This window comes from Bacillus sp. TH50 (assembly GCF_016650565.1).
Classification (GTDB): domain Bacteria; phylum Bacillota; class Bacilli; order Bacillales; family Bacillaceae_G; genus Bacillus_A; species Bacillus_A mycoides.
Genome location: NZ_JAEKFM010000003.1, coordinates 1990476 through 2003527 on the forward strand (window position 1 = coordinate 1990476; position 13052 = coordinate 2003527).

Consider the following 13052-nt stretch of genomic DNA (forward strand, 5'->3'; position numbering starts at 1 on the left):
AAAATCGCGCCTTGTTATTTTATTATGCAGCGTTGTCTACTAAGAAGTCTACAGCTTTACGCACTTTAAGATCTTCAGATAAAGCGTCTACGCTTCCAAGAGCTTGCTTGATAGCGTCTACTGGCATACCGTACATTTCAGCCATTTTTTCAACTTCTGCAGTTACTTCTTCTTCAGTAACTTCGATGTTTTCAGCTTCAATGATAGCTTCAAGAACAAGATTGATTCTTACACGTTTTTGTGCATCCTCTTTCATTTGCTCTTTTAATTTGTCAGCGTCAGTACCTGTGAATTGGTAGTAAAGCTCAAGGTTCATACCTTGTTGGCTTAAACGTTGCTCGAATTCACGAACCATACGATCTAACTCAGTGTCGATCATAGCTTCTGGAATGTCGATTTCAGCGTTAGCAGCAGCTAATTCTACTACTTCGTCACGTACTTTGTGCTCAGCTTCGTGCTTTTTGCCTTCTTCTAAGTTTGTACGAAGTTTTGTTTTTAATTCATCAAGAGTTGCAACTTCTTCGTCAGCATCTTTAGCGAACTCGTCGTTTAACTCAGGAAGTTCTTTTGTTTTGATTTCGTGAATTGTTACTTTGAATGTTGCTGGTTTACCAGCTAATTCAGCAGCATGGTACTCTTCTGGGAATGATACTTCAACTTCTTTAGAATCACCAGATTTAAGACCAATTACTTGCTCTTCGAAACCTGGGATGAAAGTACCAGAACCGATTGCAAGAGAATAGTTTTCGCCTTTTCCGCCTTCAAATGCTTCGCCATCAACGAAACCTTCGAAGTCGATTACAGCTGTATCACCATCTGCAGCAGTTCCTTCTTCTTTAACAACTAGTTCAGCTTGACGCTCTTGTAAAGCTTTTACTTCGTTCTCTACATCCTCGTCAGTTACAGTTGTTTCAACTTTTTCTACTGCTAAACCTTTGTAATCACCTAATTTAACTTCAGGTTTTACAGTAACTTTTGCAGTGAAAATTAAGTTTTGGCCTTTTTCGAATTTCTCGATGTCAATCTCAGGATGAGCAACTGGGAAGATACCAGCTTCATCGATTGCTTCACCGTATGCTTTTGGTAAGATGATATCTAAAGCATCTTGGTATAAAGATTCAATACCAAAGCGTTGTTCGAATAATGGACGAGGCATTTTTCCTTTACGGAAACCTGGTACATTAATTGTTTTTACTACTTTTTTGAATGCAGCGTCGATAGAGTTATTTACTTCTTTAGCATCAACTTCGATTGTTAAAACGCCAACGTTACCTTCTAATTTTTCCCATTTTGTAGACATTTATTCTTTCCCTCCAACTATAATAATGTATGCACATACCTCTATAGATCAAAATTTTTATTATCTCTTTCTTGAAATAACAAATATACAAATAACCCTCTAGCAAAAAGCTTTCAGATACAATGTTCCAATCTACTAATTGTCTAAAAGACAACTACGGTATATTTTGTTCGAGACTAATATGAAACATATTAAGTAAGAGAATTATACTCCTCTTCTCTTACAAACAGGCAGATTTCTGCCTTTTGCAACCCTTACATTATAACATAGAATGTGCTCGTTTCAATAACTGAACGATTCTTTTTCATAATTATACGGGCAAATACCCTTCTCTTTCAATGCGCAGTAACCATTGATAGGCAATATGAAATTCCTCAAACTCAATATTGTATGCTGTCATAAGTTCTTCTTCATCAATAGCCAATCCGAAACGCTTTCTTCCAATTCTCTCTAAGACAGCAGCCCAAATTTCTACTTTATCCATTAATAGAGGGAACGGAAAAATGCTAATTTGTAATTCTTTCCAGTATGTAACCATCGTACTAAATATATCTGGATAATTTTGCTCTAATCGGTTTGAGAATTTATGTATAATTTTATCGGATTGCTCCTCATTATGACCTGTAAATGCTGGAATCACCTTTATCGTATTTCCAAACTTCTCTACTTCTATCTCTTCTTCTATTTGATTTTCTACCATTTTATACAAAATAGAAGTTTTTAAATACGGGTGCTGATCTTCGTCTATTAAAAATTTCTTTAAAGTAGGAAGTGCGAGATCCAGGTCTTTTAACGAAAGTTTCTGGATAACTCTTAGCTTTTGACCAAAGTTTTCTCCAAAAAGCCCATCGGTAAATTCTTCTAATTCAAAATTCGAATCCACTAGCGGTGTATCTTCTTCATTCAGCATCCCTTGCGCAAACAAAGCCAGCTGCGCCAATTTTTCCTTTTGCTCAGGAATTATATCTTTCGTTTGCAAAACTTCCTCAACAGTTTCAATGACACCTTCATAATCATTTGTTTGAACTAAAATAGTTACATACGTTTCAAGAATATCACCAAATAATATAGCTCCTGTTTCAAGCAACTGCTCACATTTTTCTTTCGCTTCTTCCATACGTTTTAATTCTAGCAAACAAATAACGGAAGCTAATTCTGTTTGTTCCGTTTCTGCATTATACTGACGTAATATTTCAAAGCAGCGCAATGCATCTTCGAATTCCCGCTCTTTCAACGCTAAAAAACCTTTATCAATATAGCGTTCTGATAGTTGCGGAAACAATACGACCGTATTTTCTTTTTTATCCATACGTCCGCCTCTTTTTCTAGATTTTAATGATCTTCAAAGTAAATATATCAAATGCGTAATGAGAACACAACATTCCAAAATTATTTATTTGAAATATAGGAATATTCTATTTTCATAACGAAAAAGCAACAAACTTCTAAATGAAATTCATTTTTCACAAACAAAAACCCTCAGCAACAGACGGCAGAGGGTTCATCATTAATGGAAAGCTTTTATAATTGTGGGGTATATAACAAGGGTAATAATTTGGAGAACAATAATTGCCATAACAATCATGCTAAAATAGAAGATTGGTTTACTTCGCTTCATTAAAAACATAATAATAAGCATCGTACAAGCAAACAAACTTAAAAAGAACAAACTCGTTGTCGAACTAAGTATACCACTCGGGACAAAGAACAATAAAACTACACTACAAGTACCTATAATTCCAAATAACCATTCCATTCATTCACTCATTCCCTTTCCCTCTCATGGCAGTTTTTTCTACGCTACTAAATGTTTTACAACATCAATTACATATGTTAACTTTTCATACGCCACAAACCCAAAAGCTACTGTTAAACCCGTTACGATTAATCCTTTCATCATCTCTTCCTCCTCATTTATCGTTGTTATCTTCATTATATAGGATTAGTAATTTGTTACCATCGAACTTCCTTACACTTACCTTACAGAGTTGTAAGATTTCAAAAATAAGTTTAAAATCATGTTAATGTATTTTTGTACAATTAAGAATTTAATTTACAAGGGGGATTATATATGTTCAAAAAAATGGCAGCTGACGTTTTAGGATTAAGCGATGTAGGTTCCGTTATCACACCAAAAGATTACGATAAGGTCGATGCTGATGATTACGTAATGCATGAAGATGGGGAGAAAATTTACTTTCTTATTAAATCAAAATCGGATGAATATTGCTTTACAAACAAAGGATTAATTCACCTAGATGGTACAAGTGCCACAAGCAAAAAACGTACATTACGCCGCTTTAGCTATAGTAAATATCAAATTAAAAACGTAGCACTTGAAACTGCAGGAACGATTGATTTAGATGTAGAAATTAAATTTCAAATGGGAGATGAGCATTACTCAATTGATGTTCATAAAATACATATTGAAGAATTAAAAGATTTATATAAGGCTCTTCTTAAAATCGAAGAAATTTCATACGACAACGACATTACATTGCAGTATGCACATAAAAGTTTAGATATGGCATCTAACGCTTTCAGCCGTATTTCAAATGCACAAGTAAATTTAGCAGAACAGTTTAAAGAGATGAACGAGATCGCCTTTAGCTGGCTCGTTGATACGAAAAAGCAATATAACGTGAAAGATTACGGTTTTGTCTTTGAAAAATTTATTAATAACTAATTTAAAACAAACAAAAAACCTTGTTATCAAAAGATAACAAGGTTTTTTTAGCGTCCCAGGAGAGATTCGAACTCCCGTTCCGTCATTTACCTACGATATATAAACGACTCTTTCATCGTTTGCTGAACGTTCATTTGGGCGGTCAACTGACCGTTTTTGTTAATTAATATTATACGCTATAGTACGACTCTACGTCAACGTTGAAAACTCTTTTATTCTACCGATTCTCTATCGACGATTCTGACGCATTTAGATGATACTATATCCACGGAAGACAAGATAATCGTCTCAAATTGTGTTTCTCAGCGCAACCTTATGCACTTGTAGCCGCAAAAAGGACGTAGATAACGAAATCCCACGTCCCTCTCACCGCTATTACACCTTATACTTCTCGAAGAACTCAAAAAGCGCAATCTCTACAATTTCATCACGACTTAAACGACGCTTCTCTTCGACTGTACCTAATTTCGTACATGCCTCCTTGCTGAGATTCACTGTCCTACTCACCTTTTCTTGCGTCCCACTTTCTCCAATACGCATATACAACGAATACATCGGATTAGTATTCTTCTGCGCCGAAATCTTTTCCTCTTGTTGCATGAGCGTATTAACTGCGTCTTTAGTCGTACCCCATTCGCTTAGCATTTTCCGTATTTCACGTATGTCTTTTTTCGTAAATACATTATCCATAGCTTCTACCTTCGTATCATCGGCAACCGCTATAAATTCTCGGATATCCGCTTTTAAAGGCGCTTCTCCTTGTCCTGTAAAATACCAACCTATACCACCTTTTTTACTATGTTTATACCCCGCGTTTTTTAACCTCTTTAACAACCTTTTATCACACATACCAATTTCTTTTCCAACTTCCTTAGCGTTACTTTCTTTCAACGACGCTAGTACTTCCTCAATTTTCACATGATCCTCTCCTTCTCATTACGCAACTTGCGTAATATTGTATTATCTAATTTTTACAATATTATCTTCTAAATATATCACATAAATAATAAAAAAGGTGTAGCAAATCTGCCGCTCACCTCACTTCCGCCCGTCTCTTAATCTAATTAAATCGAAATAGAACGCATATAGGCGAACTGTTCATCACATTAAATTTAATCGACTGGAATTGCGCCTCTCGGTATCGCGCTTTTTGCATGTAGTCTATAAAAAGAAAGACAGGCGAAGTGATGCCCGCCCATCTCCGCACTATTTTATATATTTTGATCGCAGGCTAAATATATCTTCGCCCTCGTGAATACCCGCCGCTCCCTTCCTCACGTTTTTTAAGACAGTCCAATTTGGGTTAGTTTCATCACCGATGTTCTGTATTGTAAAGTTGCCGTCACCATATTTTCGGTGACCTTCTGCCAATTTCTCCGTTATATCATTCTCGTTTGCTCTCGCCATCTTTGCGCCATCTCCCTTTTTATACAACCTTCTTAAACTGTCCAACTAATCACACGTCCAGTCAATTGGAGATCCTCGCTTTCCGCTTCGTTTAATTGTAACACACTGTCGAGGATAAGTTCCGACAACGGCTGCCCAATCGCATTAGAAACGTTATTTTCTTTGAATGTGAATGATCCGACGCCAGTTACGCTAAATGATGCGATTCCATTCGTTACCAATCTATATCGTTTACGCATAAAAAAAGCGACTAGAGCCGAAGCCCTAGCCGATCATTTTCGATTATTTCGTTTTAGCTAACGCCTTAACGACTTCTTCTTCCTTGACCGTTTCGTCGCCTAAGATATATAGAGTGCCGTCATTCTCGGTATCGTTTTTTGCGTATAGTCTATGAATAGAAAGAAAGGCGAGGTGCCCCCCGCCCTTTTTCCCTTAAACTTATCGACCCCTTGATCGCTCTAGACTTCGATGCCGCTTCGCCATTATCCTACGATGTTTCGTGCCATTGCCATACCTCGAACGACTTGCGGTTGGGGTGTCGAGTAGGTTTCCTTCGAATGGATTCTACCTACTCTAGCGTAGATCATACCCTCTTTCATTTTGGGCGTGAACATTGCTTTTGCTTCCTCGTTCGTTAACATCGGATCTTCGTTTATTTCCTCTTCTTGCGTCTCGATCTTCGTTTCTGCTGCTTGCGCTTTTACCTTCTCCATTTTATCGCGTCCTTTTCATTATTATTTTATGTAAGATAATCGCTAACTTATCGCTATAGCTAAGCCCAACGATCAAATATATCCGCCTCTCGAATACCGCCTGATCCTTTCGGTGATTGGTGTACGATCTTCCAGTTTGGCGCGCCTTCGCTACCTTCGTTAACTATAATATAGTCGCTACCGTACTTACTGCGAGCCTCGTCGATCAGCTCGGATAAGTTTGCCTTTTTACTTGCCATTTCTTCGCCATCTCCTTTTTGTCGTTTTATAACAAGGCGTAGCGAAGCCCGTAGACCTCGCCTCCCCGATCGTCCGCATCTTTTATTTAATCGGATTTTCATATCGCTTTAATCGATTAACCTCTTCGATCGTATCGGCGTGATCTACCTGATATCCTTCGAGGTTATTTGCATAGTCGTGTGTAACCTTGCTGATCGTCATTAACGAGTCACCTAGTACGATCGTATTTACAAAATCGCCACTCTGATATGCCGTAACTGAATTTAATAACTCGCCCGCCTCGCGCTGATCTTCGGTAAATGCTGCTGCCTGTAGACTTGCGTTAACTCTGCCGAGTGATCGTGTTAGGTTTGCTAGGGCTTGCGGATCCGCTACACCTGCCATTGCTTGTTGAGATAATCCGATGAACTCGCCTTGAATTTCTCGCGCAAAATATTGCCCTTTATCGCCTAATTTTGCGAATTCTGTTAGGGCTTTCGCCTTCGCGTCCGCAGTAGGTGCGAACATGACTGCTGATTGTAGGCGATTCTTTTCTAATTTGAATAGTTTGATCGCAGTTTCGTCGGGCTTTTCTACGTCGCTGAGTAAGATCGCTTCGGCACTTGCTTGCGCATCTGATAATAATAGATTGTACGTTTCTTTTGCTTCGGCGATTTCGCTCAGAAGTAATACTTCCTGCTGCTTTCGGAATTTTTCCTTTTTCTCAAACTGTCCTTGAGCCGTTAAAGTTGGATCTTGTCCAATCTTTTTCATCGTTTCATGGAATTTAGGTAGTGTGGTGTTTGCAACATGCCCTGTTAATCCCTTGCTGATCTCTCTTGCATCGTTTAAGTATTCTCGAATTTCTGCTACCGTTAGTTTATTGTTGATCTTTGTCATTTTTATTTCCCCCTAGTTTTTGTTTTCTTCGATCGTTCTGATATAGATAATTAACACGGCTGATCACGTACAATGCAGCGGTATCGCGTGTCTTTCTTCGTTTAGCTTGTTCATATAGCCATCGCAACGAACTAACATTGATCGGCGGCTCTCCCGATTTTAACGGCGTCGGCGTGATCTCGATCCCTGCGAGCTGCAAAAGATCCGCGTCGCCTTCGATCGTCATATGATCGTCATGTTGTTTTATGATCATGATCGTGACACGACCTTTCGGAACATGCTTCCAATCCATTCGCCAACCTTACGGAATAACGATCGACCTTTTCGTTTAGATCCGCGTTTTCTTTGTTGTACCTTGCGATATGGTTCGACGTATAGATCATGTAGCGCTTCTTGTATATATGGATGATCGATGCAGTGTTGACACTCGCTTGTTTCGTTCTTGTTCTTCAGTTGTCCCAAAATATACGGGCTTGCCAGCGTCTCAGCGATCAAAAGATCACTACTCGTATACAAGTCGAAGGCGATCGGATCGGCTAAATTAAAATTAACTCGTACGATCTCGGTTAACGCATCGGATAATGTAGATCCTTCATCGTGTATCTTCGTGATCGGCGTTATAATCTGAGCGATCGTGTACGTAGATTCGTATAAAAACGCTACTAGAAACGCCATCCCCTCGAAACTTAGGACATCGGCTACTACTAGCGGGCGTTTCGCCTCCACTTTCGTTGCGTGTTCTTTTTCGTGTGCTGACATTCTATCGATCTCCTTTTAGTGAATTTGTTTGTTTTGTACTTTGCATTGCATTCTATACGCCATTTCTTGAAATTCGGGATCATCTACACACGACATAAATCGATCGAGATCATCCTCTCCGAGAAAATCGGCTACTCGTTTCATACTTGATCGGCTTGGATTCGTTCCGTTTTCCCAGTTCCAAACGCTTAGCGGAAATACGCCGATCAAATTTGCGAACTGTTCCTGATTTACGCCGAGAATTGCACGTAACATTTTTATTTTGTAGTCCATCGTATCAGCTCCTTTATAACTGAGTTATATCGAGTATTTAAAAAAATATTTTGCGGCGCCGAGGCGTCCAACCCCGACGTTATTCCGCATTTATGGATTATGTTTACGCGAACGAAACATATGGACGCCTACGTAATTTCAACGATACTGACAGCGATGCAACTCACCGTCCAAGAGATCCCGCCATTATTGACAGGATAAAAACGAGATTTTCCGCAGATCGGGAATAATCTACGGCTGGCACTAAGAAAGGAAGTGATCATGTGTCATATGGTAGTAGTAGTCGATCAGGTTGCGAGTCCTGATCCAATGGAGATCGACGAGGAAAATGACAACCTCGCCGTTAATGGCAAACGATCAAACCTACTCAAAAAGTAGGAAACTAGAAGGAGAAAAAGAAACTCTTCTCTCGTAATATATGTACTTCTGTTTATACCGAATTTGTACTACCTTTTGTGATTTCTATAACTTTTTTATAATTTGTATACGATATGTGAAATTTTAAGATCCCTTTTCTGCTTTCTTGTACTAATAGATGCATTGACGATAGACTTTTCGGTTAACTCGTACAAAAAGAGGGCGATTAACAACCGCCTCCTTTCTCGTGCTTCTCGTATAGATCAGCGATAAACTTCGCGCCTTCTCGCGTTGCTTTCAGGCTTTTTCGGATCTTACCGTTATGAAGATACGTGCTTGTTCGGAAATACTTCGCATACTTTAAATTAGCCGTGTAATGCCCGTCCGTTTTACCTTTCGCCAATACTTTTCGATCTTGTAGGAATCTATTTAATTTCATCGCAGAAACATTGCCTATGTAGCTTTTTCCTACGTTCTCCATCGAGATTAATTCTTTTCCGTTGATCTCATCGATTTCCGCTCTCGCTTCGTCTAGTTCTTCCGTGATCTTCGCGATATGGCGGTTTTTATAGTCTGCCATTTTCGTAGTTGCTTGTGCTAACGCTAAAACATCGCCGCTCATCATCGCTTTTCCAATCGCTGCCTGCAATTCTAGCTCGTGATCGATTTCTTTCGTGCGCTGCTGATCCGTCGCGTTTCCTTCGATGTTGAGTAGCTGATCACGAACCTCTCTCGCGACTTTACTATCACGTAGTAGCATACCAACTCTTAAAACAGCCCGTTTAGGGAATAGGTACGTACCTCGGTAAGATACACCGCTAGAAAGTAAGTTGACATCGTGTACACTTACTTTTTCTGCAACCTCGCTATATGTCTGATAGTTTAGTCCGTCGGATGTAAGCTCGTCACGATTACGCTCAATAACCTTATTAATTAGGTAGCGACTTACCTTGTATAATTCCGCAACCTGCTTCGTAGTTGCCATTGCGATATTTGGTAGCAGTAATAGCCCTCTTGTTCGATCCAGTACTTCTACTCTCTCGACATACGTATTACGCAGATCAACGTTTTTCGGATCAATAAGCGAGTCCTGATCGATCATCTCTGCTGCTGCGATTGGCGATGCGGTCGGGAATGGTACGACATTGTTTTTTGGTGTTTCGCCGACTTTCTCCACTTGTCCGATCTTCGCTTTGATTTCCTCGTTTAGTGTCATTTCGATGTTTGTATTTTTCATTTTCACTATCCCCTTTATGTTGGTTTATATTTTTCCGTTTGTTTTATAGTCTCAGTTGTCGAGAGCCTTCCAGTTATTAAGTGTGATCTCGATGGAACTTTTCGTATTTATTTTGGGCGTAGTATACAACTTTTCGTTGATCAGCGTTTTATTTTCCGCTTCGCCTTCCGTATTCAACTCGATAACAAGATCAGCCGATGTTATACCGAACCCAGTCGCATAGTTACGCTTCTTCTTTCGTTTACGTTTCTTTTTCTTCGCTGCTGCTGCCGCCTTCTTCTCGTCGGGTAGATCAAGATAGCGGCGATCAGCTTCAGGGATTTCGATGTACATCGCGAAACCTCCGATCATATTTTTATTTATTTTTACTCTAGTCATACAAATAAATAACGCTTAGAGGTCTAAGGAACGATTGATAATCGTCAAGGCTTCGCGATAACCAACGATTAAAAATCGCAGTCCAATTCCGCTGCCTGTTGCGCTTCTAGATCCTGATGATCGCCCGCTGCCGTCTCTGCTGCGCCCTGCTCTGTGATCGCCTTCTTACCGAATTTCTCGTGAAGTTCTCGCAGTTTGCTATGATCCTTTGCTTCTCTTTCTTCGATCCATTTCTTTCGAGCGGCATAATTTTTCGCAGCACTCGGAAACTTCTTAAAAACTTCAGCTTGTGTTAATGGTTCATGCGCTACATAGCAGTGATTCCCACCCGTGTTCGCAGTCATGACGGATAATAAACCAACCTCGACTAGTTTTCGAATATGAGAACGCAGAACATTAATTGACTTATTGTATTTAAGCATTAGATCATACTGCGTCGGGTAAGCGTATCCTAATTTTGGTCGATAATAATTGGCGATGATACTATATAGAACTGACATTTCGATCTTATAGCCGTCGATCCACTGATAATGCTCGATATCCTGCGGCAAACGGTAAAAGGTTCCCGTCGCCTCTTTCGGATCATAAATGTGAGTGTCGGCTTTGCTTTTCATTTCAGCAGTATTCTTTTGGCGCACTCTCTTTGTATCTTTTTCTTTACGCATTATCTATCTCTCCCTTTCCTCGTTGCTGCGTTGTCTTTTAAAAGAAAAAAGCAAAAAGCCTTTTCTTTATTTTCTTTTTTCTAAATCTTTTCTAGATAACCCACGAAAACGCGATTAGATGCACTTCCTATTTATGCGTTTTAACACATCCTAGATCTATGTAGTACACACTCACTATCTCGCCCTTACGTTAATATAGGCGCTGCCGCCCGATCCTTTTCGGTTAACTGATGCGAAAATTTATATCGGCTGATCTCGCCTATAATGGAAGAAACGCAACCTATCGAGTTTAAAATATGTAGCGAAATTTTTGGCGGCTTCCGATCGTTTAGAATAACTGGGGGTTGGATCAACGTCCTTCTTAAACATAGACGCGATCTTTTTCGTAGTCGGGCGATCTAACGCCTTGAGGTGAAATCGGTGGTCGCTATTTCTGAACAGTTGTGTACGAGGATATCGCTGCCACGTTGGGGGGTTGGTGACTTTTTTCGATTTGGGATGCTCGCGATATGTCAGATCGTTTAAAATTCAGCAGCGAGCGAAGGAAGACACTTAAAAGAAGTTTCGAAGTTTAAGATCAAGAAAGATTCACGAAAGGAAATACAAAGAAGAAACAACAAACGAAACTTAATCGATAACTTAATTCGATTCGATGCGAAGAAGAAAGAAGATCAATAACACAAACGAAACTAAACGAAAAGAATCGCGCGAACTTAATCGTTAACATTCATTCGAAGAAGATAATCAAAGAAGAAAAAAGACAATCACAATCTTTTTATCAATCGAATTCAATCGAATTCAATCGATAACAATTAAAGAAGAAGACAATCGAAGAAGGTCGCTTCTGCTTTCGATTCCTTTACGATTATCTCTGCGCTGATGCAGTACATCGTAGTGTAGTCGTATGATATATGATAGCCTGCGGTTATGCACTAACGTACAATATCCTATCAGACACCTTAGATTAACCTGTACGAGCTTCTAGGTTATTTGAGCATAATTGTGTTAGGCGAGACGTTATAACGTAGCATATAAAGCCGTGTGAGCCTACCTATGCCCGCCTACATATATCGGGGTATACGTATCGGGCTATCCCGAATAGGTATGCGCCTGTTGGTCGATCAGATACGCGGCTAGGTATGGTGGCGTGTTCTTCGTAGGTTGGTCGAATAATATGGCAGTGTATCACAACACAAAACACATAGCGGGCTATGTTATATAATTGTACGTCGTGGGTATCAGTCTAAAAAGGTACACGTTTGTAGACACTAAGAAAACGATCATATATCAGTCTATTAATCAGCGTTAATAAACCTTTATATACATCTATTAAATAATTGACCTTTATAGACTAGCGGTGTATATTTAGGTTAATGATAAAAAGAAACGGGGTTTTCATTATGGCAATTAATTTCGCATATCTGAGAGTATCATCGAACGATCAGAATCTTGACCGACAATATAAAGCGGTGCAGCCGTATGTAACAGATGAGAAATATATCTATACCGATAAGGCAAGCGGAAAGGATATGGATCGCGAGGGCTTTCAGAATATGCTAAAAGCGATGCGCGGGGGCGATACGCTCTATATTAAATCGATTGATAGACTGGGGCGTAATAAGCAGCAGATTAAAGAGTACTTAGAATACTTCAAACGAGAAAAGATTCGCGTTAAGATCATCGACCTTCCTACGACAATGGCAGACGTTCCCGACGGTCAAGATTGGGTAATCGATATGATCAATAATATTATTATCGAGGTTTATACATCGATCGCAGAACAAGAACGCCGTACGATCAAAGAGAGACAACGAGAAGGGATCGACGCAGCAGCAGCGAAGGGAAAACACCTCGGTCGCCCTGTTATGAAACTTCCTGCGGACTGGGATCGACTATATGGCGAATGGAAAGCGAAGAAGATCATGGCAGTCGAGTTTATGGCAGCGGTCAATATGAAGAAAGCGACATTTTATAAGAAGGTAAAAGAGTACGAGGCAGCGGCGAAATAGATCGGTGTCTTTTTTGTTGCACTAAGGTCGAATCCTTAGACCTCTATGACGCCATGAGTTGTATGCATATCGTAAAATAAATTAAATAATTTTCTACGCAGATCAGGTCGGCATTTATAACCCTATGAGTTTAGGAATGCTCGTCCAAT

At 39.6% G+C, this 13052-nt stretch carries 16 protein-coding genes; 2 read left to right on the top strand and 14 right to left on the bottom strand.

What is annotated here, in order from left to right:
• Positions 1–22: 22 nt before the first annotated feature.
• The 3 genes from tig to JFU23_RS10310 all read right to left on the bottom strand — a co-directional run bounded on the left by tig (position 23) and on the right by JFU23_RS10310 (position 3056).
• The gene (gene tig, locus JFU23_RS10300) at positions 23–1300 is read right to left on the bottom strand and encodes a trigger factor (RefSeq protein ID WP_002034203.1); all 1278 of its coding nucleotides are present in this window, start codon (positions 1298–1300) and stop codon (positions 23–25) included.
• Between the two features lie 310 nt (positions 1301–1610).
• Positions 1611–2609 (bottom strand): hypothetical protein, encoded by a 999-nt coding sequence (locus JFU23_RS10305; RefSeq protein WP_201031836.1) that lies wholly within the window; start codon positions 2607–2609, stop codon positions 1611–1613.
• Positions 2610–2807: 198 nt separating this feature from the next.
• Entirely contained in the window at positions 2808–3056 is a 249-nt protein-coding gene (locus JFU23_RS10310; protein ID WP_001983650.1) for a hypothetical protein, read from the bottom strand.
• A gap of 315 nt (positions 3057–3371) precedes the next feature.
• Between JFU23_RS10310 and JFU23_RS10315 the strand changes: the two genes are divergently transcribed.
• Positions 3372–3986, top strand: a complete 615-nt coding sequence (locus JFU23_RS10315; RefSeq protein WP_201031837.1) for a PH domain-containing protein — start codon at positions 3372–3374, stop codon at positions 3984–3986.
• Between the two features lie 375 nt (positions 3987–4361).
• On the opposite strand, the gene JFU23_RS10320 is transcribed toward JFU23_RS10315, so the two are convergent.
• From JFU23_RS10320 to JFU23_RS10370, 11 genes are all read right to left on the bottom strand, one after another.
• Positions 4362–4904, bottom strand: coding sequence for a CopG family transcriptional regulator (locus JFU23_RS10320; RefSeq protein ID WP_201031838.1), 543 nt, complete (start codon positions 4902–4904; stop codon positions 4362–4364).
• Positions 4905–5192: 288 nt separating this feature from the next.
• Entirely contained in the window at positions 5193–5393 is a 201-nt protein-coding gene (locus tag JFU23_RS10325; RefSeq protein ID WP_201031839.1) for a cytoplasmic protein, read from the bottom strand.
• Positions 5394–5425: 32 nt separating this feature from the next.
• A complete protein-coding gene (locus JFU23_RS10330) occupies positions 5426–5632 on the bottom strand; it encodes a hypothetical protein (protein WP_242483497.1) in 207 nt (68 codons plus the stop codon).
• Between the two features lie 243 nt (positions 5633–5875).
• Positions 5876–6106 (bottom strand): hypothetical protein, encoded by a 231-nt coding sequence (locus tag JFU23_RS10335; RefSeq protein WP_201031840.1) that lies wholly within the window; start codon positions 6104–6106, stop codon positions 5876–5878.
• A gap of 59 nt (positions 6107–6165) precedes the next feature.
• The gene (locus tag JFU23_RS10340; RefSeq protein ID WP_201031841.1) at positions 6166–6345 is read right to left on the bottom strand and encodes a DUF4148 domain-containing protein; all 180 of its coding nucleotides are present in this window, start codon (positions 6343–6345) and stop codon (positions 6166–6168) included.
• Between the two features lie 82 nt (positions 6346–6427).
• Positions 6428–7225, bottom strand: a complete 798-nt coding sequence (locus JFU23_RS10345) for a hypothetical protein (protein WP_201031842.1) — start codon at positions 7223–7225, stop codon at positions 6428–6430.
• Positions 7206–7517, bottom strand: a complete 312-nt coding sequence (locus JFU23_RS10350) for a hypothetical protein (RefSeq protein ID WP_242483498.1) — start codon at positions 7515–7517, stop codon at positions 7206–7208. The genes JFU23_RS10345 and JFU23_RS10350 overlap by 20 nt, the downstream gene beginning before the upstream one ends.
• 482 nt (positions 7518–7999) lie before the next feature.
• A complete protein-coding gene (locus JFU23_RS10355; protein WP_201031843.1) occupies positions 8000–8257 on the bottom strand; it encodes a helix-turn-helix transcriptional regulator in 258 nt (85 codons plus the stop codon).
• Between the two features lie 583 nt (positions 8258–8840).
• On the bottom strand, positions 8841–9830 hold the full coding sequence (locus JFU23_RS10360) for a phage antirepressor KilAC domain-containing protein (protein ID WP_207200003.1): 990 nt from the start codon (positions 9828–9830) through the stop codon (positions 8841–8843).
• A 72-nt stretch (positions 9831–9902) separates the two neighbouring features.
• Positions 9903–10184, bottom strand: a complete 282-nt coding sequence (locus JFU23_RS10365) for a hypothetical protein (protein WP_201031845.1) — start codon at positions 10182–10184, stop codon at positions 9903–9905.
• Positions 10185–10297: 113 nt separating this feature from the next.
• Positions 10298–10894 carry a hypothetical protein gene (locus JFU23_RS10370; RefSeq protein WP_201031846.1) on the bottom strand — a complete coding sequence of 199 codons (597 nt, stop codon included), beginning with the start codon at positions 10892–10894 and terminating at the stop codon, positions 10298–10300.
• Between the two features lie 1400 nt (positions 10895–12294).
• Here JFU23_RS10370 and JFU23_RS10375 point away from each other — a divergent pair.
• Positions 12295–12903, top strand: coding sequence for a recombinase family protein (locus JFU23_RS10375; protein WP_201031847.1), 609 nt, complete (start codon positions 12295–12297; stop codon positions 12901–12903).
• Positions 12904–13052 lie beyond the last annotated feature (149 nt).